A 25785-nucleotide genomic window follows, 5' to 3' on the forward strand; every position below is an offset into this window, starting at 1 on the left:
GGTCAGGCCGCGACTCAGGTGGGCCAAGAAACCCACAGTCCTTTATTGCGCTTATAACATACCTTGAGTATGTTTGAGGTTGACAAGTTAGCCCGACGGCGCGGAGCGGTGTTGGGCCGGCCCAGGCCATGAGTCGGCCAAGGATGTGCGAACACCGAACGGTGCCGCCCCGAGCGCCCCCATCGACGACTGAGCAACGGTTTCCAGCGGGCCCACCGATGCGGCGAACAGTCACTGACGTTGGAGGTGCCGATCGGGTAGACCACGGTCCTTGTGGAGCTGTGCCCGGAAGAGGCGTTCAGGAGACAGCCGAACGATCGAACAGTCGATACGCGGGTCACTACGAGCCCCGGTTTCGGTGCAACAACACCGAAAGGCGAACAAATGATGCATACCCACCACAGCGCGATCGCCACCGTGCCCATCGACGTCGCGTTCGACTTCATCGGCAACTACCGCAACGTCCCCACCTGGGTGTTCGGCATCTCGCGATTCGATCCCACGGGCACCCTGGACCACGGCCTCGGCGCCACGTTCGACGCCGCCATGCAGGTCGGCTTCAAAACCCTCCACTCGATCCTCACGATCACTGCCTGGGAAAGAAACCGACTGATCGCCCTCGACTCGATCGAGGGCTTCAAGAACACCTCGACTTGGCGCTTCACCGCCGTCGGGATCACCGAGACCCGACTGACCGTGGACTTCAGCTACCAACTCCCCACCGGGCTGACCGGAAAGGCCCTCGGTCGACTCTTCGAACCCTTCGCCGCCCAAGCCATCGGCTACACCGAATTGAACCTGCGACGCCGGATCGAGGACTTCAATGCCGACATCCGCACGACCCACCCCTGGGACCCGGGAAGCGCCGCGACCGGATGAACGCGCCGCCGAGCACTTCAGCGCACAAACACCCCGCGACCTTGATCAACTGCGGCCCCAGCAGCGCGCCGCCACTGTCCCCACGCCGCGGTGGCGCGCCAGACCTCGACCGCCACGGGGACGCTGAAGCGTAGCCGGCAAATCGAGGCGCGGGCCCCAGCGACTTCTCCACGTCGGACCGCTCCGTCCTGCCCGCCGCGCAGGACCCCCGGGTCGCCGGAATCGCGCATCCACGGTGCGATCGCCGAGTTCTCTGGTGTCCGGACACGCCGGGAGGTCCGCACGAACCCTCGCTGTTGCCCGCGTGCGGCCGCACCGGCGGCGCAATTCGAATCTCGGTGTGCGCCAATTCGAAATTGTCGAGCGAAGCTCAGCGCGGATTCGGTCAACGAATTGCTCGGGCACCACGGGGGGCGCGCCGCGGCGTAGCGTTGGGGTGACGCCTTGTGGGCTCGCCCAGCACGTTGGCTCACCCAATCCAGGTAAAAACCTTATGCACCAGCTCAGTTCACTCGATGCGCAGTTCCTCGACGCCGAGACATCCACCACCTGCACCCATGTCGGGATCCTGAGTGTCCTCGGCCCCACCACACCGGGTGGCGGGCTCACGGTGCAGGCCCTCCGGGCGCTCGCCGATGGCCGATTACACCTGGTGGGGCCACTGCGGTGGCGGCTACAGCAGGTACCTCTCGGGCTCGACCGGCCCTACTGGGTGGACTCCGAGTTCCTCGACCTCGGCTATCACATCCGGGAGGTCACCCTGACCGGTCCCGGCACCGACGAACAGCTCGCCGAGCAGATTTCCGGTCTCGCGGCACGTCCACTGAGCCGCGACCGGCCCCTGTGGGAGTGCTACCTGGTGAACGGGCTCACCGGTGGCCGGCAGGCGATCTACACCAAGGTGCACCCCGCGGTGATCGACGGTCTGACCGCGGCGCAGGCCCTCGCCGTGCTGATGGACACCACCCCGCGACCCCGCACGGTGCCGCACCGGCTCAGCGACGAGCAGTACCAGGCGGCCGGCGCCCTGGGGATGCTCGGCAACAGCGCCTGGCATCTCGCACTGTTGCCCGCACGGCTGATGTGGTCCTCGCTCCGGCTGGCACCACACCTGCCCGAGCTCGCCCGCACCCTCACCGTCCCCGGCGCGGACCTGCTGGGCACACTCGCCCGGAGGCTGACCCCGCGCACATGGCGGCGGCCGGCCGACGAGGCGACGGCCGGGGCACCGGCACCGCCCGACACCCCATTCCCCGGCCCCGACACCGCGCGCCGACGGTTCGCGTTCACCTCGCTGCCACTCGGCGAGGTCGATGCGGTCAGGACCGCGCTGGGGTTCACCGTCGACGACGTGGTGACGGCGCTGTGCACCACCGTGCTGCGTCGCTGGCTCATCGACCACGATGCCCCGCCAAACACGGCGCTGGCCGCGGCCATGCCGATCGCGCGGCGCACCGACGCACAGTTCGCGGCCGCCGACCATCGACTCTCCCTCCTGCCCATCGCCCTTCCGATCAACGAAGCCGACCCGGCCCGCCGCCTGCACAAGGTGCACACCTCGCTCACGGCGGCACCCCAACGTTTCCGCGCCGCACCCGCCACCCTCGTCCGCGACGTCGGCGCCGCGCTGCCGCGAGCACTGCGCGGCCCGATCTCACGCACACCGCTGCGGGCACTGACCCTGCCCACGCCACCGGTCAACCTGATCATCTCCCACGCCGCCGGCCCTGCTCGGCCGCTGTACACCGCGGGCATCGAGGTAACCGGGAACTTCCCCGTCTCCGCCGTCAGCGACATGACCGGCGGCATCACCATCGCCGCCATGTCCTACGGCCGGCACCTCGACGTCGGCATCATCACCTGCCGAAACCTCGTCCCCGATGTGTGGGACGTCACCGGCCAACTACACCAGGCCCTCTCCGAACTGACCGCGTGCACCCGCAACGTCCGATACCTGCGCCCCGGCTGTCCCCCGGAGTCGAGGTAACCCCTCACATCATCGGCGCCGCCATTTCCCAACCCGAATTCGTGAAAAGTAGGGTCTCATTCCGCCTTCACGCCTGCAGTGCTCCCGTACTCCAACTCTGCCCCTAGGCTGGCAAGCAACCGTGAAGCTGTTGCGTTCTGGATTGCGATCATTTCGGTCGCGTCTGGCGCAGCGTCGGGCCCGAGGCCGAAGTAGGCCCAGCGCGGCCGCAGCGTGCATCCTCGCCAGGCCTTCGCAGCCGTGGTTCCGAGTCCGTAATGTATTCGACGCACGCCATTGCGCTGGGCCCATTTGATGACGTCGTAGTAGACGACGTTGAAGTAGCAGTAGGCACCTGAAGATGCCTCGTAGTCGAAGCCGGCGGCACGCGTATACAGCACATCGCCGTATCGGAAGGCCATCAGGTATCCGAGGATCTGTTCGGTCCCGCGGGCGCTGAACACGACAAGCCTCTCGCCTAGGGTGTCGCGGAGGGTGTCGAATTCCTTACGCGCCCACGTTCGTCCGGCCGTGTGACCATATTTTTCCCGCAAGGCCGACCGCAATCGGACATGGTCGTCGGTGAGCGCCCCTGAGCCGTAGTCGACTTCGGTTCGGGCACCGAACTCGGCGTATGCTCGGATTTCGCGACGGATGGTCCTCCGCCGCGAACTGGGCAGCATCGAGAGGTAGTCGTCGAAGTGCCCGTCTGGCACGTCGAGGACGCCTTCACCGCCGAACACCGAACGGCAGAGGCCGGCGGCGCTGGCGTCCGACGCCAAAGCCGCGTCCTCCTCCGGATCGAGATACAGCAGTGCATGGCTTCGGCAGCCGAGGAGTTCGGCGACGACCTCTGCCAGTCTGGCCAGCGCCGGGACGACAGTTGAAACGGGGAGCGTCGTGCGATCGGGTGCGAAGGGCCGCAATCCGAGGTTCGATCCGAATGTGCCGACCGTCAGCGACGGGTAGAGGGCCGGCCGCGCCGCCTCGACCCCAGCGGTCAACCAGGGCAGCGCTTCCTGTTCGTCGAGCGCGAGATGGGAGACCGAGCCGATCGCGGACAGGTCACCGATGATCCGCGGACCGTTGTAGAACAGCAGACCTCGGGTGTCCCGAATGATCAACGCCGGTGCTACGGCGACCGGTCGGTTGTCCGCGCCGTCGATGACCAGGTACAGCGATTCGTGGTCGGGATCGGCCTCCACAAAGCGCCACCATTCAGGCGAGGTCCACGCCGCCTCCCCGTTCAGCGCTGCCAAACCCTCCTGCACGAGTAGGTCGACCGTGGCGACTACCCGCCCGGTCAAGCCGGCACCGAGCTCGATCCGCTCGACCGGCGGTAATCCGTTGGCGCGCATCTAGGTCTCCACTCGCGGCCGGGACAGCGCCACTGCGCGCCGTAGAACGTCGCGGACATCGTCGTAGCTGACGGATCGGGCGATCGCGTAACCGAGTACGGCGCTCAATGTGTCGCCGGGCGGGAGCATGATGTTCCCACCGATTTCACGCTCGAAGACGAAGTGCTCGATTCCAAACAGGTCGAGAACATCGGCCAGACCGTCGAAGCCCGCGAATCGGCCCCGTGCCGGGCTGAGTACGCCGCGGCTGCCCGCGTACCGATTCCGCGTCGGAATCATGTCGGGCTGTTGCCCGGTTGCCACTCGAACGAGGTTTTCGTGGAAGGGAATTCCGGTGGCGAACGGAATCAGGTGGGAGGTGATGTAACCACCGGCCGGCCGGGCGGCGACCTCGAGCAGCTTGGCACTCCCGTCGGGAAGGACGCGACATTCGAGATGGAACGCGCACCAGTTCAGGCCGATCGCCTTGACCACGGCCTCGGTGAGTTCGTGCACGCTGCGCTGCACGGCTGCCGGCAGAGCGGTGGGGTGCACCTGTTCGTACTCGACGTAGTACGGCTCGGTCACCCATTTGTCCGTGATCCCAGCGATGTGCACTTTCCCGTCACTGACCAGGCCCTCGACACTGTGCTCGGTGCCGCCCAACCGCTCCTCGTAGACGAATTCGCCGTCGTAGTCGGCAAACAACGGAGAAATGTCCGTGCTGGTCAGCCGGGAGGCGTGCGCGTACAACGCGGCGAGGTCGGCGCCGTCCTCGACGTGAAGAATGGACCTGCTGCCACTGCCACCCGCCGGCTTGAGCACCGCAGGTGTGCCGATCTCCTCGTAAGCCGACTGCAGGTCCGACAGGGAACGAACATGTCGAAACCGTGGAATGAATTGCGGCTGATCGGCCATCGCGGACCTCATCGAGTGCTTGTTGCGAGCCCGGTGCGCTGCCTCGGTGCCAGGACCCGGCCATCCGCTTCGCTCTGCCAACGCGGCGGCCAGCTCGACACCGATGTCCGTCCAGGACACGACGCCCTCTGCCCCGCTGCGGCTCGCGAGTGCCATGGCTGCCCGCAGGGCGGCTGGGCGGTCGAAGATGTCGACGATTTCGACATCGTCGACCAGGTTCTTGCACATCGGCGGAACCGACCCCGTGACCAGGGCAACTCGATACCCGGCAGCGTGTGCGGAGAGCAATGCCGCCTGCACTTCCAGAGGGACTCGCCGAGTGCCCATGAAGACGATCGTTCGACGTACCATATTGCTAGTCCCCTTGTCGTTGTTCGGAGTGTGCATGGCAGTGGTGGTGTGCGTGCCGCCGTCCGGTGCCGGCCGGTCGTTCTTTCGCCGGTGGCCGCGCGCTGTGGACGGGGCGCGCGTGGTGCCGTTGTCGCGGCCGGGTCATGAGGAGCGCATGAACGAACCGCTTGCGACGTCGCTCACCGCGGCCGCGGCGGACGTGGCAGGCAGGATTCTCGCCCTCGAGCAACCCCAGGTCGTCCTTTTCGGTCACAGCATCGGGGCGACGGTGGCGTTCGAGGCCGCCCGACTGCTCGCCGACGACGCGGTCGACGTCGAGTTGGTGGTGTCCGCCCGGCAGGCTCCGCAGTGCGCTGGAATTGCAGGAGAACTCACCCACCAGACCGATGCAGAATTGCTGGCCACGGTCCAGTCGTGGGGCGCGCACGCACTCGACCGTTCGGTTCAGGACATGCTGATTCCGTTGCTGCGCGCCGATTTCGAGCTCAGCGCACGCTACTCGTGGGATGGTGTCCGGGTGTCCGCACCGGTCACAGCGCTGAGCTACATCGACGATGTGGTGGTCGATGCCGCCGCAGTTCGTCGGTGGTCGGCGGCCACCTCGGCCTCTCATACCCATCTCATCCTGCCGGGCGGCCACTTCGCGGCAAGCGATCCGACGGATTCACTCATCGCGGTCCTCCGTGACGCCGTGTCCCGGCTGCGATCGCGTCAGCCACGCGTCTGAGTGTTCTGTCACCGATATCCCCGTCGCGAGGAAACGCTCGAGAAGTGCATCCGCCTTCCCGTCGGCCAGAACTTCGTGGGCGTAGTGAACACCGGCTCCCAGGCCGCATGCTGCCCGAATGGCAGCGGCGTGCACCGCCCCGGTCAGTCGTCCCATACCGGTGACGCCGGTGACGGGGTCGGTCTCGGCGATAGTCACGGTCGACCTGTTCGAGGGCGTTCCACCCGAAGTACCGCTCGACTGGACGGCCAGCACGGTGACGTCGGTGTCCCCGTGCTGAGCGGAAATGTGCGGAGCGAGTACGGCGTCGAGCAGCGCACGGGGACGGACCGGGCCGTCGACGGTCTGGACCGGCAGCTCCCCCAGCAGGCCAATCTCTGCGAGTAGCCGGACACGATCGGCATATCCCCGCCACCGCAGCGTTTTGGCCGTGTAGTCGGCCAGCGAGCCGAGCACGGCATCGGCGCCGACGTAGGGCGCCAGACCGTCGTGGAAAGCTTCCAGCGAGCCGAGGCCGGGGACGTCGACCATTTCGACTCCACTGAATCGTTCGACCTGGCGGAGCACGCCGCCGCGAAGCCGGTAGGTCGGTCGCGCGTCGATCGTCATGCGCGTGCCGTACCAGGACACGTGATGCATCGGCGGTCGCGGTGACCGTGGGACCCCGCCACAGTATGAGTGCACGGTTCCGCCCACATCGAGGTCACGTGCCAATCGCCGCGCCAGGATTTCGGTCAAACCGGGCTCGAGACCGGCGCCGACAACGATCGAAGCACCGGATACCGATGCGCGACTAGCCAGTTCTGTTCGTGGATCTGCTGGTGGGCGACCGATACCCACCAGCCGAAGTCCGTGCTCCAGCGTGAGATCGAGCGCCGGTGCGGCGTCGACCCACGACAGGGCGGTGGCCAACACCGTTTGCTCGGCGAGTAGTTGCCGGGTGCGATGGTGTGCCGCGTCGCCGTGGTGCGCTTCGACCGCAACGCCGGCCGATGCCGGTAGGGCCGCTGCGAGCGCATGGAGCCGTCTCGCGTCGCGGTCGACCAGAGTCAGCTGCAGCGGCGCCCCATGGTGGGGCCAGGAAAGCACCAACTCGCGGGCGGTGGCGGCGCCCATCGGACCACAGCCGATCAGCGCGCACCTGACGGGATCGCTCATCCTCGGCCTCCACTCGTGCGCTGTGCGGCACCATCGAAACGTGTTCGCGGCACCGCGAAGGCGCTGGCCAAGCGGGCCGCGGTGTCCGGGACAAGCACTGCCCCATTGACGAGGACGTTCAGGACCGCGTCCCGGAACCTGTCACCGTGGGATGCTCCGGCCAACCCGGTCAGGGTGAGCACCGCCCGCGCCGCGTTCTGGCAGGACAAGCGCTCGGGCTGCAGCGCATCGGCAAGTTCGGAGGTGGCGTGCTCGAGCTCGATGCAGGGATCTCTGGAAGAGTCCTCCTCCGCGCGTGGAATCTCGCCGGTATCCGCCCACGCTCGCAGCCGACGTACCGCGGAGACCTCTGCCGACCCCTCGAATGCCGATCGGGTGAAGTTGGTCGGCGAACGCTCGGGCCGGTTCGCAGCGAGGTACAGGCGGGCCGCATCCGCGCCCGCCACTCCGACAAGTTCTGCGACGCCGACGGTGTGGCGGCGGGACGTGGAGAATTTGGCCCCGTCGAGCATGTAGAAGTAGGTCAAGTGCATGACGTCCGGAAAGGGAGCGTGTGTTTCGGTCAGCCCGCGCAGTACTGCGGGGAAAAGGAATACTCGCTCGAACGCGTTGTCGACACCGAACACCATGCTGGTCCTGGTGCGTGCGGGTTCGTAGACACTGCCAGCGCTGTGTCGCGCGGTCATGACGACATAGCGGGGTGCCAACTCGAATGCCGGGTAGATGGTCTGACCTGGCAACTCCTCGTCCAAGGCCGGGATCCCCGGTCCGCCGAGGACCGTGACGGCAACGGACGGCAGCGCCTCCGACATCACGGACTCGGCGTATTCGCGGACCGGGTCGCAGAGTGTGATGCTGCCCAGGTATTGCTCGAACCAGGCACGCTGTGGTTCCAGCTCGAGGAACGCACGGCGCAGGGACCGAAGTTCTGTCGGCTCGTGGCACACGGTGCACACGGCGTCGAGCAGTTCGGCGTCGTCGTGGTACAGACCGCACTGTTCACAGTCGATGCCGTACGCGTCAGACGACCCGCAACGCGGGCAGCGACCGGCAACGAGTCCCTGGAAGCGCCACGCTCGGCATGGCGAGCAGTAGTGTGCGACGGAATCCCGCACCGCGATCATGCCGAGCTCACGTAGCGTCGACCATGCGCGCCGGGTCATCTGTTCGATCGACGGCATGTCCTCGTGTCGAAGCATCACGTCGTACCCGATATCTGCTGCGGCGAAGGACTCCTCGATCTGGGCGGCGAACTCGCTCGCGACGGCAAGGACGTCACGACCCTGCCGGCGGGCGGCCAACAGCACATGCGTTTGCTGCCAGGCGGTGCCGAGCAGGACAGCGGCGTCTTCACCCCGGGCGATGGCCGCACGCCGTAGTGCGTCCGCACCGATGTACGGTCCAGCGATGTGCCCGATGTGCAGGTCCCCGTTCGGCGTGGGATTGCTCGGCACGATGAGGTGCTGGGTCATTGTCGGCTACTTTCCGTGAGCAGGTCGACGCCGGAATCCACCGGCGGATGGGTGGCAGCACGATCCGCGACGTCCCACGAACACGTCGAGCTACGCAGGTCGGGATATAACGGGGTCTCGGTGATCGTGTTCAAGACGGTGGCCGCACGCCACGAGGCGAGACTGAGATTGGGATCCGCGATGCCGTGACTGAGCTTTCCGGCGTTGAGGAAGAACATCTTGTTTCCGGCTGGGCCCGCCCATGAAACCGAGTAGTCGGCTGCAAGCTGGGGCAGGCCGCAATTGGTACGCGCGATGCGACCCTCGAGGGTATGGAGGAACTCGGGAAGGGGGAAATGGTATCCGGTGGCGAGGACCACGATGTCGGCACCGACCGAATCGATTTCTCCGGTATCGATGTGGGTCAGGGTTGTCCGCCAGCCCTTGCCGCCCGGCCCGCGACAGAGCCCGGTCAGTTCACGACCAGGCAGCAGGGTTGTCCGGATGCGGTCCGAATCGACGAAATCGTTGTAGTACAGCCTGCGGTAGATCGATTCCAGCAGCCCCTTCGAAATGCCGTCGCTGGCGAGCTGCTGGGCGTCAAGCAACTGGCTACGACGACTCTGCGACAGACCGTGGAAATACCGAACATAGTCCGGATGGAACCACTCGTTGGTGAACGGCGACTCGTCGAGCGGCTGGAACCCGATCCGCCTGCTCGCCCAGGTGAGCGAGCCGACTGCATCCCGGCCCGAACGCTGCAGAAGGTGTTCCACTACCTCGGCGCCGCTCTGCCCACCCCCGACTACCACGACGTCGCGGCCGGCGAGTGAATCGGTGTGGTAGCCGAAGTCAGATGAGTGGAACACATCCTCACCGAGCGTGCCTGTGGCGAGCTCCGGCACGTACGGTCGCGGCCCGACTCCGATCGACAGGTGTTGTGCCGCATACGTACCTCGGGTGGATTCCACCCTGAACGCCTGCCCGTCGAATGTCACTTCCTCGACCGCACACCCGAACTGCACCTCATCCAACTGGTCGCTGACCCAGCGCAGGTAGCTCTCGTATTCTCGGCGAGCGATCAGCGGGGTATGCAAACTGGCGAAGCGGTGGAGCCGCCCCGTGCGCGCGAGGAAGTTCAGGAAGGTGTACCGGCTCGTCGGATCGACCAAGGTCACGAGGTCTTTCAGGTGCGAAACCTGCAGCACCGCGGCGGACAGCATCAGCCCGGGGTACCAACGTTGTGTCGGTTGCCGGTCCAAGAACTTGCACCGCAGCCGACCGACCGGCGCGGAAAGCGCTGCGACGCTGAGATTGGACGGACCTGCACCAATACCAACCAGATCAAGGTGTTCCAACATTGACAGCTCCCTCGACTTCGGGGTGGAGAAGCGGTGCGAGACGATTCAGGCTGTCCAGAACGAGCTGCCTCGAAGGACCGAAGTCGATGAGGCACGCAACCTCGTCCACTCCGGCGGCGGCGACCGCCTCGAGCATCGCCAGACACTTGGGCACGGCGCCCAGCAAGCTGGCGTCATCGAAGAAGCGGCGCGTGCGTTCGTCGAGCAATTCCTCCACAACCGCCTCGGACAACGCGGGCACCGCAATTCGTCTGCCGCCGCTCACCCGGCGACCACCAGCTGACGCCCGCAGCTCCAGCTCCAGCGCCGATCGCAGATACGACCGCAACGGCGCGCGAGCTGCCGTCCACGCATGCGCGTTGTCGGCCGTTGCCAGCGTATGCAGCATCAGGGTGACCCGGCCAGAGTCGGGGTCGTGGCCCGCGGTCGCTCGTGCGTCACGGTAGAGTTTGATCTTGCACGCCAGCTCGCCCAGGTCCTGGCCCAAGAGGTGCGTAAGTAGGTTGGTTCCCAATCGCCCTGCCGCAGTGAAGGTGTCGGGATTTCCGGACGCGGTCATCCACAGGGGCAACTCACCGGAAAGCGGTTCCGGTTGGATAGCCACCTCGACCGTTCGGCCCGAACCGTTGCGCCGTGCGACCCGCCTTCCTGCCCACAGCGCGCGAAGCTCATCTATGGAGTCCCGCGAATGGGCCACCCGGGTCTCGTACCGATCAGGCGCCAATACGAAGTCGTTCGTATTCCATCCTGAACCGATCGACAGCCCGATGCGGCCACCACCGGACAGATTGTCCACCACCGACCATTCCTCGGCGATCCTTATCGGATCATGTAACGGCGCAACGACGCTCCCGGCGCGCAAGTGACACCGCTTCGTCGTGCCCGCAAGTGCGGCGGCCAGAACGGACGGATTCGGGAACAGCCCACCGAACACGTCGAAATGACGTTCGGGCAACCAGATCGCCTCGTAGCCGAGACGGTCGGCGACCGCCGCGGCGTCGTGAACCAGGCGGTAGCGGTCAGTGCGGTCCGCCGGCACCGAACCGGAGAAGAACATCACGCTCAAGCTCGGCCTGGCGTTCACGGACGCCACCAGATCGACACGATCTCGACCGGAGAGTCGCCGTCGTTGTGCAGTTGGTGGCGTCGATAGCTCTCGTAGTACAGCGTGTCGCCGGCCCGCACCCTCGACCGGACTCCGTCCAGGGTCAGAATCCCCGATCCGGACTGGACGAGCCAGATCTCGCGCACCTCATGGTGATCCTCGGCGGTGGTGACGCCCCCGGGCACACGGATGTGTGCCAGCGTGAATGGCGCCACCGAAACCTCGAGCTTCGGCAGATCGAAGATTCCGAGTTTCGCGCCCGAGGGCCTGTTCTCGAAGTCCAGTTCCGGCAGTCTTCCGTTGACACTGTGAGCGACGCCCTGGGTGACCGAGTCTGTGGTCATCGGCTAACTCCTTCAATGGGTTCGAATTGGATGCGATCGCGAGATGATTCCCACGGCCATGACGTGGACAGAGCAGGGGTCAAATGGTCGATCCAGACTGCGCTGTCGCTGTGCCTGGCGAAGAACAGCGTGCCGGCAAGAGCGTCGTCACGGGCCTGCAGCAGGCGCAGCACGAACAAACGTTCGCCGTTCACGACCGTTTCCCCATCGATAGCGATTTTGCCGGGGGTCGCCGACATGACGGGGCCGCGAGCAGTGCGCGCCAGCCCGGATACCACACGCTGCGCCTCCTGGTAAATGGTCAGCGCACGGGCCAGCGGAACCTCGAAGAACGAGCTCGCACCGGTATCGCGCTCGACGAAGGTGTAGTACGGCTGGATACCGAGCCGCACCATGTGCCGCCACATGGTTGCCCACGCCTGAGGTGAGTCGTTCACGTGGCGAATGATCGGCGCCTGCGCTCGGACTACGGCCCCCGCGGAACGCAACCTCGCTACTGCGGCCGTTGCCGCCTCGTTCTCGAGCTCGCGTGGGTGCGAGACGTGCAGCATGATCGCGACGCTCTTTCCCGCGGCAGTGCACGCCTCGATCAGCCGCAGCAACTCGTCGGCGTCAGGCCCGGACGTGACGCGGTACGGCCACTGCACCAAAGCCTTGGTGCCGATGCGGATGTTCGTCACGTGCTCCAGATCGGGCGCTAGAAGCGGCGTGACCCACCGGGCCAGGACCGGAGTCGACATGATCAGTGGATCGCCGCCGGTGAGCAGCACGTCGGTGACCTCCCGGTGGCCACGGAGGTAATCGATCATCCGACCTGGACCAGGTGCGGCGAACTTCAGGTCCGCATCACCGACGAATTGTGCCCAACGAAAGCAGTACGAGCAGTACGAGTGACACGTCTGACCCTGGGATGGAAATACCAGAAGCGTTTGTCGGTACTTGTGCTGGAGCCCAGCAACCGGCTCGCCGTCGAGCAGTGGCACATTGTGCTCACGCTGACCGGAGGGATGCGGGTTGAGGTCTTGGCGGCACTTCTGGGCGATTGCTTGCAGCTGCTTCCGGTCGACGCCGTTCGAGAGCGCGTCCGACACCAGATCGTATATGCGTGGAGGCACCATTTCTCGGGCCGGAAAAGTCATCCGAAAGATTGGGTCGTCGGGAGCCGACGACCAATCGATCAACTCATCCAGAACATAGTTGTTGACTCTGAACGGCAATAGGTTTGCGACGACGCGCATTTCGTGCCGTTCCTGCTCCGTGAACTGGTCAAGCTGCGGAAGGTCGGCCAGCTGCACGCCGCGGAAGGTTCGCATTCGGTTCTTCATGTAGCTTGCCCCGATCCATTCGACGCGCCTGCTGGACACATTTCCGAGCAAGATCGCCCGACCAACAGATCGGACCCGGTTTCGACGGAGACACCGTCGACGAGTTCGATTGTGGCAGGTCGTTCGTCCTCATCTCGAGACCGACTCCTCGGCGGCCTGGGATGAATCATGGGTGGCTCGCCCAGTCACCGATAGACACCCTTGGGTGCAAAGTGACCCATCCACAGGCCTCCCGTTCGGGCGCGAAACCTTCATGCCCCACCGCGGCCGATCGCCGCGTGCACCGGGGTACCGTGCGCAATCCCGAACGCGACTGGTGTGCACGCGGTGAGCGACGCGGAACGGCCCGCCTGCACGACAAGGGGTCCGACACTCCACACCAAGGGTGGATTTACATTACGTGTGCCAGGCACCGATGATTCTCCGTGTCCATCGAGGGTGATCACCCTCCGAAACGACTGTCTCATGGAGCAATTCATCCTGGACGTTCCGCTGGAAGGGAATCACTTATGGAAGCCGTTTCAATCGCAGCTCTATGGAGTCGGCTACTCGACGGGGCTCCTGTCCGGCCCGATGACGATTTCTTCTTCGACCTCGAGGGGAACTCGTTGCTCGCTGCCTCGATCGTTTCCGAGCTTTCGCTATCCACGGGATTGCCGGTTGAACTCAGAGATCTTTATCTGGCCCCGACTCCGCGTGAGTTTGCCGGCTATCTCGACCATCTGAATCGACGCCTCGGCGAGTACCGCACGAATTTGGCCGCCGGGTTCGACCTCGGCGTCATCGCAGATGCCCTGGCCGAACTCGGCGCCTCCGCGGCGGACGCCCTGCTGCCCGAAGAGGTCACGCTCGCTTACGGCGATGGCGACGGATCCCGGGTTGCGTTGTTGCGTCAGGCTCGCGGAAACGGTGCCTGCACACGCCTTCCGATGCACGGAGGCGACGTGCTGATACGACGGGGAGGTACGGTGCTGCGGTTTGATTGCGACTCTGATCCTGCCGGCGTGCGGATCCTCGTCACCGACCATCCCACCGGGTCGAGCGATGCGGTCACCGGCCACTGACGCCGCCCCCGGCTCGATCGACGTCACACTGCGTCGGGTGATCGAGTCCGGATTGTGCGGGACGGACCCGATGCACCCAGCAGTGGTGCAGGGCGATGCCGTGCTGACCTATGGTGAGTTGCACACGAAATCGAGGGAACTCGCCGCGAAACTCACCTCTGGCACGGGCCCGGTTCTGATCAGCAAACCTCGGGGCGTGGAGTCGCTCACCGAAATGGTGGGATGCATTCTGGCGGAACGCCCGTTCGTACCGGTCACTCCAGATTCCACGATCGATCCGACCACCCTCCCCGACACACCGGAAGGTTGCGGATACCTGCTGACCACCTCGGGCACGTCGGGTGAACCGAAAGTCGTCGTCGGCTCGCGTAGCGGGCTGGCTCGCTATCTACAGTGGCAGCAGGCAGAGCTGGCCCTCGACCCGAGCGACGTGGTGTCCAACACTGCGGATCCGTGGTTCGATTTCTCGTTCAAGGAAACACTCGGCGCTCTGGTCGCCGGCGCGACGATCACCGTGACACCCCCTGCTGCGCTCGCCGGCGGCACGACGTTATTGACGTGGCTCGCCGAGCATCGGCCCACAATGGTGTGCCTCCTTCCGTCGATGCTGGCCCGGTTGGTTACTGCGATGGACCGCGCCGATCCGACTACGGTCCGCTCGGCGACCGAGCGTCTACGGCGAATCCTAGTGTCCGGAGAACCTTTTCCGCAGCCGCTGTTGAGACGTTGGCGAGCACACGCCCCTCACCCGGTCGTCATCAACCTGTATGGACCCACCGAGTCCACCGTGATCAAACTTCGCCACGTGCTCCCGGCGGGCGCCGAGGTACATACCGCGATCGTGCCCGTCGGCACACCGATACCGGGTACCGCGGTCGAATTCGTGCCGGTCGATGACCTCGACGATGCCCAGGAGCTTTGTATCGTCAGTGAGGACCTCGCACTGGGTTACCTCACGCCCGTGACCGGGTCGACCCGATTCGAGCGTGATGCGGCGGGCCGACGTCGACTGCGCACCGGAGATCTCGCCTCACTCGCGCCCGATGGCAGCGTCGTTGTGGAAGGCCGACTGGACCACGTCGTCAAGCGCCGCGGCGTCAAGGTCTCGTTGCCGGCCATCGAGGCAGCGGCGGTCGCTGTCCCGGCCGTCGACGCCGCAGCCGCGGTGGTGCAGCAGGGCGACCGGATCGTGTTGTACTGCGGTGTATCCGCAGGTTCGGACACTCTCTCACTTCGCGCTATTCGGATGGCGCTGCTCGACACGCTCGCCCCCGCCCAGTTGCCGGACAAGATCCTCGTAGTCACTCGACTCCCGTTGGACAGGCGAGCCAAGGTCGATCGTGCGGCACTTCGCAATGGCACGACGGGAAACTCATGAGCGTTCCCGACGTCGCAAATGAGCCGATAACGCCGGCACGTTCGCAGCCGAGAAGCATGCAGCGCCTGGTCGCAGGCGCTGCCGTGGACTCATTCGGCACCGGAATCAGCGCTGCCGCCACGATCCTCTACTTCGTCACGATCGTCGGTTTCACCGCCAACTCGGTCGTCGCCGCAATGTCGGCCGGCGCAATCTTCGGTGTCCTCAGTCCCATCCTCGTGGGACGACTGGCGGACCGCTTCGGGCTGATCAGGGTTTACTGCACTGCCCTCGCGTTGCGCGGAATCGGATTCGTCGCCTATGCCCTGGCCACCCAGTACGTCACCTTCCTCTTGTTGACGCTTCCGTTGATGGCACTGGAGGCGGCGACGCCGCCACTACAACAGTCGCTGGTAGCGCAGTTGTTCGCCGGTGATGCCCGAATCCGAGTGATGTCCTCGATCAGGGCCGCGCGCAATGTGGCACTCGGCGCCGGGACTCTCGTCGCGGGCGCCGCATTGACGACGCACTCGCAGCCGCTGGTAGCAGCCCTCCTCGCAATAAACGGGACCTCGTTTCTCATACTTGCGTGGGTCGTGCACTCGCTTCGACGCAGTGCAATCCCACCGGCCCAACAGCAGGAGAAGGACTGCGGAAGCTCGAGACCAGCATTGCGCAACCCAGCGTTTCTCAGCCTGGCCGGGCTCAACGGTCTGCTGCTGCTACACGACTCCGTCTTGTTTGTACTGCTGCCACTGTGGATGGTGTTGCGACTGGGTGCCTCGCCACTGTGGGTCTCACTGATGCTCGCGCTGAACACCGGGCTCACGGTGGCGATGCAACTGGGGTTCGGCCGCATTCGGCGGTTGACGACCGCGACGAACCCGACGTTGTTCGTCGCCGCCAGCGCCCTCGTCGCCGCATGTTTCTGCTGTCTCACCGCCGAACGACTCACCGGATCAGCGGCAATTGCCCTCTGCGCGGCGGCAGTTGCGTTACTCACCCTCGGTGAGAACCTCCATAGCATCGCGGCGTGGCAGGTGTCTTTCGAACTGGCTCCGGATGCCCGCCGCAGCGAGTACCTCAGCGCATTCAACAGCGGCTCCGGCCTCCAGCGAATTGTTGGACCGGTGCTCATGACCGGTGTGGTTCTCGCGCTGCCCACAACCGGCTGGCTTGTTCTGGCAATCGTCTTTGCCGCGGCCACCGTTGGCTTCACGACGATATCAACTGCCTCTCGGGGCAAAGACATTCACCTAGCGGCTTCGAAATGAGGCGAACGATGTCAGATCACGTGCTTGTCGTCGGTGGAGGCATGACCATGCCGGGGCTGTTGCGGTCCTTGGGCACCGATGTGCGGACGTCGGTCGTCTGCCAGCTGGCCATCGTGCCGAAACTGCGTGAGCAACATTTGCATCAGCGCATATTGGGGCTGCGGGCGGAGGCGAGCGACCAGGAGTGGCTGGCGATTGCGTCAGCGGTCCATCGCCTCGACCCATTCACCAAGATCGCTTCGTTCGCCGAACGGGATCAGGATCGGGCAGCCGTGATCGCAGAGGAACTCGGCCTTCCTATGCACACCAAGCAAACCATTCACTGGGTGCACCACAAGCCAAGCATGCGGGAGCGGCTGTCCGCGCTCGGCATGGACGACACACCGCACGCCATCGTCCGGTCCGTCGCCGAGCTGCGCGAGTTTGCACGGATCCACGGATTCCCGTGCATCGCCAAGCCCGCCGTCGGCGCAGGGAGCATAGGAATCCGCCAGATAGAAACCGAGGCCGATCTGGCGACCGCCTTCGATGCAGCCGACGTCACCGGCGAGTGGACCAGCGGAGGCGTGCTGGTCGAACGGCTGCACATCGGGGTGCAAGTCAGCGTGGAGGCATTTTCCGACGAAGGCACGCACGAAATCGTGTGCGTCACCCAGAAGTACTCCGACCCATTCACCCACGTCGAGGTAGGCCACGTGCTGCCAGCCGAGGTGAGTGCCGACCAGCTAACAGCGATCAGCACCTACGTCCGCTCGGTGCTGTCGGCTCTGGAGATCGGCTTCGGCCCGACCCACACCGAGTTGGTCCTGACCGAGAACGGGCCTCGGATCATCGAGACACACACCCGGCTCGCCGGCGATTGCATCCCCCAGCTGGTCCAGGACGCTCTTGCGGTGAACCTGACCGAGTACACCGTCCGCCAGGTCCTCGGCGAACGGAATCTCCTCGACGGGCTCCGCGCCGAGCTCGCCCACGCGGCGACGCGACCACCCAGGTACGAGGCAATCTGGTTCGCGTCAAGCGAGATGGACTGCACGCTCGAGTCGATAAGCGGCCTCGAGGCGGCTCGGCTCCGCGAGGGTGTGCGCGAGGTGGAGCTGTACCGCGCTGCTGGTGCCAGGTTGGAGCCACTGCGCGCTTCGAATTCACGGTTCGGACATGCTCGTGCGTATGCGGATGACCCCCGAGTAGCTGTTTTGCGAGCGCGAGAGGCCCTCGACGCGACCGAGATCCGGGTACTCCTCCCTCCCCTACGCTCAACCTCGCCTATTTGAACGGCTGCGGAATGCCTCGACCTGGGCGTCAAGGTCCTTGGCCATTACGCTGACCTGCGACTTCGACAGCGAGGTGATTCCGAGGGAATCGACGAGTTTCTCCATCCGGCGGGCGGAGGCGCCGAGCAGGTAGCAGGTGCCACCACCGAGGTCAGCGCACGCTCGGCACGCTTGCGGCGCTGGAGCAACCACTCTGGGAAATACGAACCCTGACGCAGCTTGGGGATCGCAATATCGAGAGTGCCGGCGCGGGTGTCGAAGTCGCGGTGTCGGTACCCGTTGCGGCTGTTGGTGCGGTCCTCGGAGCGTTCGCCGTAGCCGGCACCGCACAGGGTGTCGGCCTCGGCGCCCATGAGCGCCTCAATGAAGGTGGACAACAAGCTCCGCAGCAGGTCAGGGCTGGCCTCGGTGAGGCGATCGTTCGACGCGCATTCGGGCGTGATTCGGTGGGCGACCTCGCGGAGCCTGCGACCACCCCCGACGGCTGCGCCGAGGAGGCCGCCGAACAGGAACTGGTGCAGGTCGATATCGTGGGTAGTGGCCATCGCGTGCTCTTTCGTCGAGTCGAGTGTTGGTAGCTCTCTCGAAGAATCACGTGATGACCGCCTACTTTCCGGCTTGGACACGCCGGTGACGTCCTGATCCGGCTCGTACACCATTGTCATGGACGCAACCCTGCCCTGGCGGACGGCCAAACCACTGATCGGTCTCCTCGGCCAGGTTCTGCGGCCGGGCGCCAGACAATGCAGTGTGATCTAGTTCACACTGGACGATACGCTTCTTCTCGCACGGTTCAGAGCGGATGCCGGTGGCCATCGCTACACCTCCGCCACCCTGTGATCCGCGGCCACAAACAACGCTCGACCCGCCGCGCGAAGTGGTACAGCGGCGATGATCCTACGTATTGCCAGCGCAGGCACCACCTAGCGGAATGCCCGATTCCTACACACCAATGCGGTCGACGGATGCCGAACTTGACCGGCGAATTGTCCGACTTATCCCATCCGGGACTTTCGGCCTCGCGCGGTCGCCCGCTCGTCCTGTACAACTAAACAGGGATGCCGGTTTGTGACATGAACCACACCTAACCGTTATCTTACGACCCGATTACCCGGAGCTGAACGCTCAGCCCCGGAAGTACCCGCAGTGGCAGTGCGGATACTCGATCCGGACAGACGGAAGGACACCTCCCATGCTGCTGCCGATGTCGCCGACCGATTCGCTGTTCCTCCTCGGCGAATCCCGTGCGCATCCGATGCACGTCGGCGGCCTGGCGATCTTCACTCCACCGGACGGGGCCGACGCGGCCGAAATGGGGGCGATGTTCGAGACGGCGGCTGCCTCGGACGAGGTGGCCCCGCTGTTCCGCAAGCGGGCCCGCCGATCGGTGACCACCCTGGGACAGTGGGGTTGGGACACCGCGACCAACGTCGACGTCGACTATCACGTACACCGCAACGCCCTCCCCCGCCCGGGCGGCATGCCCGAACTGATGACATTGGTGTCGAGGCTGCACGGCACCCCACTCGACCGCAGCCGCCCGCTGTGGGAGATGCACCTGATCGAAGGCCTCACCGACGGCCGCTACGCGGTCTACACCAAGATCCACCATGCCCTCGCCGACGGAGCCTCCGCGATGAACCTGCTGCGCCGCAGCATGAGCGCGGACCCCACCCGCAGAAATATGCCCGCCCCCTGGCAACCCGCCGCACCCGCGACGACGACCGACCAGGCCCGGACAGCGCCACCACCATCGACGCCGACCAACCTGCGAGGCCTACCGGGCCAGGTCCTGCGCGGCGCCCGCGGCGCGGCCGGGGAGGTCGCCGGCCTGGCACCGGCGCTTGCCGGCACCGTGGACCGCGCCCTGCGCGCCGAGGGCGGACCGCTGTCGACACGGGCACCGCACACGATGTTCAACGTCGCAATCGGGGGCGCCCGGCACTTCGCCGCCCGGACCTGGCCGCTCGAACGGATCCGGCTACTCGCCAAGCACGCCGACGCCACCGTCAACGACATCATCCTGACGATGTCCGCCGGAGCACTGCGCAGCTACCTGCACGATCTCGGTGCGTTGCCCGCCGAGCCTCTGATCGCGATGGTCCCGGTGTCCCTGCGCCCCAACATCTCCGACACCGACCCGGAATCCCCGAGCGGGAACCGGATCGGGGTCCTGATGTGCAACCTCGCCACCCACCTACCCGACCCCGCCCACCGCCTCGACACCGTGCGCACCTGCATGCGCGAAGGCAAACACGCCCTGCACGCGATGAGCCCCGCCCAAGTACTGGCGATGAGCGCCCTCGGCGCCGCCCCCCTTGGCATCGAGATGCTCCTCGGCCGGCGGGGACCGCAGCGGCCGCCGTTCAACCTGGTGATCTCCAACGTCGCCGGACCCGACACCCCGCTGTATTGGAACGGCGCCCGCCTCGACTCCCTCTACCCACTGTCGATCCCGGTCACCGGACAAGCCCTGAACATCACCTGCACCAGCAGCGACGACCAACTCGTCTTCGGGTTGACCGGCTGTCGGCGCACCATCCCGAACCTGCACCCGATGCTCGACCACCTCGACCCCGAACTCGACGCCCTCGAACACGTCGTCGGCCTGTAACACCACCCTGGGCTCGCCGTGACGGCCATCGAAGGGGCGGCCGCAATGATCGAAAGCCCTACTCGACACCAGTTTTCCCGTACAGGAAGGAAGTGCGACCCTTCGATGAGCGCACCGAATACTTCTACCACCTCTCCACGACCCGGCCTCCACAGCACCTCGATCAGTACCGAGGAGATCAAAACCCGGATTGCGGCCCTATTCGCCGACCGCCACTCGACCAGCACCACCGGCACAGCACCGATGTCCGCCCGGTAGGAAGGAATCCCGTGAACACCCACAAAGCACTGCTCATGCTGCTGCTCGGCGGCACCGCCGCCCTTGAGGTCCTCCTCCGCCGCCCCACCCCACGGCGCCGCGGACAGGGCGCCCCCTTCCACGCCAACGGCTGACAACCTCGGTCTCGTGGCTCGTTCACGCTGCGAGGCTATTCCGGGCAAAGGACGGGGCACGCACCCTTGTTGCCCGGTCGGTCCAGCGGATCGGCGGCGGCTCGTACCGCCGCCTGTCCCCGACTGGTCACATAGCTAGAAGTCGACCCCGTGGCCCTCCAGCCACCGCGCCGGGGTGAACCACGGGGTATCGAGGTGGTTCTCCTTGTCGAGGGCGTCCAAGATCGCATGCGCGTCCGCCCCGCGGTAGCTCTCGTACATTCGAACATGAAGTCCTGAAAGCTTTTTCACTGCATCGAACAAAATGCCGTGACGGAACAGAACCGTCGAGGAAGGGCGCCCAACGATGTTGCCGCCGCGGACGGCTGCATCTCCGTCCACAACCTCCAGACACAACACCCTGCGGGGATCTGACGAGAGAACAACAAGCAGCAAATCCATATCGTGAGGTTTCGTCACCCCGTGCCATGTCCTTCTCCCCTCCGTGCCGCCGACTGCAACGGAGGTTCTTTCCGCCAAGAATTTCCGTCCGACTTATCATTTTCGATGCATGCGTGTCGAGCACAGCATTTTGGCTGAGGCGAGCATTGTGCAATGGACGTAGAGTGGGTGCATGAAAGGGACGAAGGAGTTGGAATGGCGCGCCAAATAGTTGTCGAACACGTCGACGATATCGACGGAACCCCCATCGTGGAGGGAAAGGGCGAAACGATCGGCTTCTCCGTAAATGGAATCGACTACGAGATCGACTTGTCAGCGAAGAATGCGAAAGAGTTCCACAAGAAACTCGATCACTACATCGATCACGCCACGAAAGTGGGTGGCCGCAAGAATCGATCCGCAGGCACACTCACATCGGCTGATGAGGTCAAGCGGAAACCTGCGCGGCGGGACCGTGACCATATGAGGGCAGTACGGGAATGGGCTCAGGAACAGGGCTATGACATCGGGGTCCGCGGGCGAATTCCCACCGAGATCGCGGACGCGTACAACGCTGCTCACTGACGACCGCCAGAAGAGCGCCGTTGTTATTTCAGCTCCGCGATCGGGTGGATGGAATGGCAGGCTGAAGGAGAGTCGGCATTCGCGGATGGCGTATCGGCGAGAGTTCCTGCACTAAATTCTGCTCCCAGACCTGCCATTCGACGCGCATGTCCGGTCTCGGAGCAACCGCGACCAATCCCCGCCCTTCCAATGAACCACTTGTCCTCAAGGAAAACCTCGATCTTCTTCACAGACTCTCGCCAGTATCCGACCACTTCTGACCAGCGCTATCAACAAAAATCGTGAAGCTGCGCCGGCGACGCAGGGGAGAAGATCTCGAAACGAGAGACGGTCCACCTCACCCCGATCGAGTGGGGAGATTCCGGAACCGCTCCTCCTCAATTCCGGCACCCGTATCCGCGGTCAACGACTCCTCACCGAGATTTGGCGACACCACCAGCGGATAAGACCATCTTCATTACGTCGGGATGGCGGTCGGTAGATGATGCGGATGATGCCCTCGCCGCCGTCCTTGGTGCTCATCGCTTCCCAACTACGGCGGCGAACCTGGTGGGCGCGGTCCGGTGTTCCAATCTGGCCCAGGCTGCGTCGGCGGTGAACGGCCCGAACGTGCAACACGTCCCGTCGTGGCGGTCGACTTCGACCACCCAGTACTCGGTCACATGGAGGGCTGCTACGGCGTCGACAACGGTGTCAGTCATCGGTGCTCCTTCGGAAGAGTGAAGCCTCGCGATTGCGTCAAGATCCATTGTCCGCCGACGCAAGCTTGCAGGGCGATGACGCGATACCGACACCGCCGACCAAGTCGACGGTGCGCAGAGGTCCGGTACGACCGACAGGTCGATCGCGACCCTCGCCCGCGCCCACTCCTCCGTATGCCCATCGGCAGAGCTGACGGGTGACATCTGCATCGTCGCGCAACTCGCTGAGCTTGCCCGGTGTCTTGATGCATGTCGGCATGCAGTACATCGGTGAGTGCAGCGACTTTGAATGATGCTCTACACAGTGCGAGAAGGCTGTTCTAGCCGATTCGATTTCTGCCAATGCCTTCGCGTAGTCAGGACCGCCCGAGATCGACGGCGCCGTCGATCCTGTCCGACCCGAAGTACCCCACCGACCGTGCGCCTGAACAGGGCGCGGGGTCGGCCGTGGAACGCAGCCGCGGGTGGCCTCACGCCGCCTGGCGCCGATCACTCGCCCGGGAATCCGACAGGCCCGGGCGCCGACGCCGTCATCCTCGACCTCGGGGACGCGGTGCCCACCCAGCACAAAGCCGATGCACGCCGCATCGTCGCCACAGCCACCGCCACCACGCCGGCGTGGGTACGCGTCAACGCCGTTCGATCCACCGACTGTGAATCCGACCTCGACGCCGTCGGAGCGACCGCGGCCGGTGACCCAGCGGTGCCCCGACGTCCCCCTGATCTGCGCCATCGAAACCGCACGCGGAGTCCTCGCTGCCGCCGACATCGCCCGCACACCCGGATGCACCTACCTCGCCATGGGTGGGGTGGACTGGTACCGGGACCTACGGGTCGCGGACGGCGCCGCCCCCTTGCAGCATGCCCGCTCCCACATCGTGCTCGCCGCCCGCGCAGCCGGACTTGCGCCACCGCTCGACAGCGTATTCACCCAACTCGACGACGACGCCGCCCTCACAGCCGAAGCCGAACCCTCCAGAGACCTCTGCTTCTTCGGGAAGTCGGCGATCCACCCCGTCCAGTTGCGCGCGATCCACCGGGTATTCACCCCCTCGCCCGACCAACTTGACTGGGCGCGCCGTGTCCTACTCGCATTCGAAGAAGCCGGGCACGCCGCACTGCGCATGCCGAACGGAGAGTTCGTCGACGCGCCGGTCGCCGCGCGGGCCACGGACCTGTTACGGGGCGCAACCAGCGTATAGCCGAACGTCAGTAGCGTGCCGTCGACGTTGCTTCGTGGTCATCAGGACGCGAGTCACCTGGACGAGCAGACCATCCAGCGTCGCATCATTACCCCACACCGTGATCTCGATCTGCTGGTCGACGACATCCTCGACCAGCAACCGCTCACCCACAGTCGCCGTCACCCCACCACGACCCCACCGCCAACAAACGCCCCGCCGGACGCGGCGCCCGCCAGAACCAGCAGATTCACCAACGCATCAACCTTCCGCCCACCCGCTCGACGCGAATACCAACTCCCCGGAGCCGGAACATCGACCGAGCACGCGGCGCAGCCAGATCGAACAACGGGTCGCGCTCCGCACCCCAGCGCGAGCAACGGTCCAGTCGATGAACGCCGTCTCTGCTCCATGCCTAGAGCAACTACGCGCGCACTCGTCTGCAACACCGGTAGTCGGTGATCAGGTTCGTACTGCCGATTCCGCTCCTCCCAAGGATATCGGCTGACCTGATCTCTCTAATTGATTGCGTGACAGAAGTTTTCGTGGTGTCGATGGATCACAAGGTATGCATTTTGCGGACGGAACGCAGGTTCGGCATCCACCGGTTCGAACCGGAATAACGCCCATTCTTTGAGACGCCCGAACCAGATACCCGGCGGCGACCAGCGAAGGCTCCGTGCCCTGTCGCTGCAACCCACACCTCATGACCTGAGGTAGGCCACCACATCTTCCTGAATACGCTTTGCGTAACCAACAATGCGCTCTGCTTGACTTTGCGTAATTCAGGCCGCATGCTGTTACGCAAGCTGCTGTGATGTGGGTTACACGCAGATGAGCGATCAGTTGAAGGGATGAGCAATCGATGCTGCAAATGGCCGACGTGCGCGAGAAGTATGGACTACCGGCGGATGAGGAAATCCTCGCCGGACTCGACGAGGGAGCGACACTGCCTGCGTCGTTCTACTACGCACCCGAGATGTACGCCCTCGAACAGGAAAAGATCTTCGCCAGGTCGTGGCAGTACGCGTGCCACGAATCGGCGGTCGCGAAGCCAGGCGATTACGCGGTAACCAAGGCCGGTTCCACACCGATCATCGTCACACACGGAAAGGACGGCAGACTCAGAGGTTTCGTCAACGTTTGCCGGCACCGAATGCATTCGATCGCCGAAGAGAACGGGAACAAACCACTACTGCAGTGCCCGTACCACGGCTGGACCTACGGGCTGGACGGGAAACTCAAGACAGCGCCCCGGTCTCAGCGTGAGATGAATTTCGAGTGTTCGACGATCTCGCTCGAGCCCGTGTCGGTCGAACGATGGGATCAGTGGATCTTCGTGAACCCGGATCCCGCAGCACCGCCGCTGGCATCCGTGACCGCGGACATCCGGGACCGCACCGACGAACTCAATACCGACCTGCGTGAGTACGAGTTCCAGATCCGCTACGAGTACGACATGGAATGCAACTGGAAGGTGTGGGCGGAGAACGCGGTCGAGTGTTACCACTGCCCGACACTGCACAAGTCGAGCTTCGGGAAGACCTACCACACAAATCCCGACGACTATGACGTCGACTCTGGCGAGAACACCATCTGGCACAACGGCCCGATCAAGTGGCTCCCCGGCAACGTCGATCCTGCCGGCCTCAAGGGATTCCGATTCGCATTCACATTTCCGTCGTCATTCTTCGCACTCGACGACTATGTCGGCTTCATCGGGAGCGTACAGCCCATCGCCCCCGAGAAATGCTGGGCATTCGTGGACATGTACGCCAAGCCCGGCGCGGACCCCGTCGTCGTCAAGGAATGGCTCGAGATGTGGGATCAGACCCTGATCGAGGACAAACGTGCGACCGACATCCAGCAGATCGGGTACCGCTCGGGCCGCGTCCCCACGGGACGCCTGATGCTCGACAGCGAGAGTCCGCTGCAGGCCTTCATGAAGACGACGCTGTCCGCGTTGTCGTCCTGAACCCCTCCCCCCTTGGACGAAAGACC

The 25785-nt window shown here is 64.8% G+C and carries 22 protein-coding genes and 2 pseudogenes; 13 read left to right on the forward strand and 11 right to left on the reverse strand.

Translation table 11 applies throughout. The features are described 5' to 3' along the window. Nucleotides 1-384 precede the first annotated feature (384 nt). Entirely contained in the window at nt 385-879 is a 495-nt protein-coding gene (locus tag GO592_RS36035; RefSeq protein ID WP_007299760.1) for an SRPBCC family protein, read from the forward strand. A 493-nt stretch (nt 880-1372) separates the two neighbouring features. Then, nucleotides 1373-2866 carry a wax ester/triacylglycerol synthase family O-acyltransferase gene (locus GO592_RS36040; protein WP_007299759.1) on the forward strand — a complete coding sequence of 498 codons (1494 nt, stop codon included), beginning with the start codon at nt 1373-1375 and terminating at the stop codon, nt 2864-2866. Nucleotides 2867-2922: 56 nt separating this feature from the next. Here the strand turns inward: GO592_RS36040 and GO592_RS36045 are convergent, their stop codons facing one another. Both GO592_RS36045 and GO592_RS36050 read right to left on the reverse strand, forming a co-directional pair. Next, nucleotides 2923-4203: a GNAT family N-acetyltransferase gene (locus GO592_RS36045; RefSeq protein ID WP_007299758.1), complete on the reverse strand. Its 1281-nt coding sequence runs from the start codon at nt 4201-4203 to the stop codon at nt 2923-2925. After that, nucleotides 4204-5427, reverse strand: a complete 1224-nt coding sequence (locus tag GO592_RS36050; protein ID WP_007299757.1) for an ATP-grasp domain-containing protein — start codon at nt 5425-5427, stop codon at nt 4204-4206. 58 nt (nt 5428-5485) lie between these two features. On the opposite strand from GO592_RS36050, the gene GO592_RS36055 reads away from it, so the two are divergent. Then, nucleotides 5486-6178: a thioesterase II family protein gene (locus tag GO592_RS36055; RefSeq protein ID WP_081437563.1), complete on the forward strand. Its 693-nt coding sequence runs from the start codon at nt 5486-5488 to the stop codon at nt 6176-6178. On the opposite strand, the gene GO592_RS36060 is transcribed toward GO592_RS36055, so the two are convergent. From GO592_RS36060 to GO592_RS36085, 6 genes are read right to left on the reverse strand one after another with little or no spacing between them, the layout of a single operon-like run. Then, complete coding sequence (locus GO592_RS36060; RefSeq protein ID WP_007299755.1) at nt 6116-7336, reverse strand: saccharopine dehydrogenase family protein; 1221 nt, start codon at nt 7334-7336, stop codon at nt 6116-6118. The two genes, GO592_RS36055 and GO592_RS36060, sit on opposite strands and share 63 nt — an antisense overlap. Continuing rightward, nucleotides 7333-8808 carry a class I tRNA ligase family protein gene (locus tag GO592_RS36065; RefSeq protein ID WP_007299754.1) on the reverse strand — a complete coding sequence of 492 codons (1476 nt, stop codon included), beginning with the start codon at nt 8806-8808 and terminating at the stop codon, nt 7333-7335. The genes GO592_RS36060 and GO592_RS36065 overlap by 4 nt, the downstream gene beginning before the upstream one ends. After that, nucleotides 8805-10148, reverse strand: coding sequence for a lysine N(6)-hydroxylase/L-ornithine N(5)-oxygenase family protein (locus GO592_RS36070; protein ID WP_039952515.1), 1344 nt, complete (start codon nt 10146-10148; stop codon nt 8805-8807). The genes GO592_RS36065 and GO592_RS36070 overlap by 4 nt, the downstream gene beginning before the upstream one ends. Continuing rightward, a complete protein-coding gene (locus GO592_RS36075) occupies nt 10132-11232 on the reverse strand; it encodes a MupA/Atu3671 family FMN-dependent luciferase-like monooxygenase (RefSeq protein WP_237720564.1) in 1101 nt (366 codons plus the stop codon). The genes GO592_RS36070 and GO592_RS36075 overlap by 17 nt, the downstream gene beginning before the upstream one ends. Then, nucleotides 11229-11597, reverse strand: a complete 369-nt coding sequence (locus GO592_RS36080; protein WP_007299751.1) for a cupin domain-containing protein — start codon at nt 11595-11597, stop codon at nt 11229-11231. Before GO592_RS36080 ends, GO592_RS36075 begins: the two co-directional genes overlap by 4 nt. After that, nucleotides 11594-12922 carry a KamA family radical SAM protein gene (locus GO592_RS36085; RefSeq protein ID WP_011599383.1) on the reverse strand — a complete coding sequence of 443 codons (1329 nt, stop codon included), beginning with the start codon at nt 12920-12922 and terminating at the stop codon, nt 11594-11596. The genes GO592_RS36080 and GO592_RS36085 overlap by 4 nt, the downstream gene beginning before the upstream one ends. Nucleotides 12923-13431: 509 nt before the next feature. On the opposite strand from GO592_RS36085, the gene GO592_RS36090 reads away from it, so the two are divergent. The 4 genes from GO592_RS36090 to GO592_RS36105 are packed head-to-tail and all read left to right on the forward strand — an operon-like array spanning nt 13432 to nt 17891. Then, nucleotides 13432-13986: an acyl carrier protein gene (locus tag GO592_RS36090; protein WP_007299749.1), complete on the forward strand. Its 555-nt coding sequence runs from the start codon at nt 13432-13434 to the stop codon at nt 13984-13986. 37 nt (nt 13987-14023) lie between these two features. Continuing rightward, complete coding sequence (locus tag GO592_RS36095) at nt 14024-15364, forward strand: AMP-binding protein (RefSeq protein WP_237720563.1); 1341 nt, start codon at nt 14024-14026, stop codon at nt 15362-15364. Between the two features lie 56 nt (nt 15365-15420). Further along, complete coding sequence (locus GO592_RS36100; RefSeq protein WP_007299747.1) at nt 15421-16617, forward strand: MFS transporter; 1197 nt, start codon at nt 15421-15423, stop codon at nt 16615-16617. Nucleotides 16618-16625: 8 nt separating this feature from the next. Next, nucleotides 16626-17891, forward strand: a complete 1266-nt coding sequence (locus tag GO592_RS36105) for an ATP-grasp domain-containing protein (RefSeq protein ID WP_007299746.1) — start codon at nt 16626-16628, stop codon at nt 17889-17891. Here the strand turns inward: GO592_RS36105 and GO592_RS36110 are convergent. Further along, nucleotides 17892-18436, reverse strand: a pseudogene (locus tag GO592_RS36110) (transposase); the annotation flags it as partial. It lies immediately after the preceding gene. A gap of 647 nt (nt 18437-19083) precedes the next feature. On the opposite strand from GO592_RS36110, the gene GO592_RS36115 reads away from it, so the two are divergent. Beyond that, the gene (locus GO592_RS36115) at nt 19084-20505 is read left to right on the forward strand and encodes a WS/DGAT/MGAT family O-acyltransferase (protein ID WP_007299743.1); all 1422 of its coding nucleotides are present in this window, start codon (nt 19084-19086) and stop codon (nt 20503-20505) included. 269 nt (nt 20506-20774) lie between these two features. Further along, entirely contained in the window at nt 20775-20897 is a 123-nt protein-coding gene (locus tag GO592_RS46035) for a hypothetical protein (RefSeq protein ID WP_009472307.1), read from the forward strand. 135 nt (nt 20898-21032) lie between these two features. Here GO592_RS46035 and GO592_RS36120 read toward each other — a convergent pair whose 3' ends face one another. Then, nucleotides 21033-21338 carry a hypothetical protein gene (locus tag GO592_RS36120; protein WP_007299742.1) on the reverse strand — a complete coding sequence of 102 codons (306 nt, stop codon included), beginning with the start codon at nt 21336-21338 and terminating at the stop codon, nt 21033-21035. 195 nt (nt 21339-21533) lie between these two features. Between GO592_RS36120 and GO592_RS36125 the strand changes: the two genes are divergently transcribed. Further along, nucleotides 21534-21902, forward strand: a complete 369-nt coding sequence (locus GO592_RS36125) for a histone-like nucleoid-structuring protein Lsr2 (RefSeq protein WP_007299741.1) — start codon at nt 21534-21536, stop codon at nt 21900-21902. Between the two features lie 518 nt (nt 21903-22420). Here the strand turns inward: GO592_RS36125 and GO592_RS36130 are convergent. Further along, the gene (locus GO592_RS36130) at nt 22421-22603 is read right to left on the reverse strand and encodes a hypothetical protein (RefSeq protein ID WP_007299740.1); all 183 of its coding nucleotides are present in this window, start codon (nt 22601-22603) and stop codon (nt 22421-22423) included. 292 nt (nt 22604-22895) lie between these two features. On the opposite strand from GO592_RS36130, the pseudogene GO592_RS46735 reads away from it, so the two are divergent. From GO592_RS46735 to GO592_RS36145, 3 genes and pseudogenes are all read left to right on the forward strand, one after another. Beyond that, nucleotides 22896-23225: pseudogene (locus tag GO592_RS46735) on the forward strand (hypothetical protein); the annotation flags it as partial. Nucleotides 23226-23256: 31 nt separating this feature from the next. After that, nucleotides 23257-23805 (forward strand): HpcH/HpaI aldolase/citrate lyase family protein, encoded by a 549-nt coding sequence (locus tag GO592_RS36140; RefSeq protein ID WP_007299739.1) that lies wholly within the window; start codon nt 23257-23259, stop codon nt 23803-23805. Between the two features lie 844 nt (nt 23806-24649). Further along, nucleotides 24650-25759, forward strand: a complete 1110-nt coding sequence (locus GO592_RS36145) for an aromatic ring-hydroxylating oxygenase subunit alpha (protein WP_007299738.1) — start codon at nt 24650-24652, stop codon at nt 25757-25759. Nucleotides 25760-25785: the final 26 nt, after the last annotated feature.

This window comes from Rhodococcus sp. 21391 (assembly GCF_016772255.1).
Classification (GTDB): Bacteria; Actinomycetota; Actinomycetes; order Mycobacteriales; family Mycobacteriaceae; genus Rhodococcus_F; species Rhodococcus_F opacus.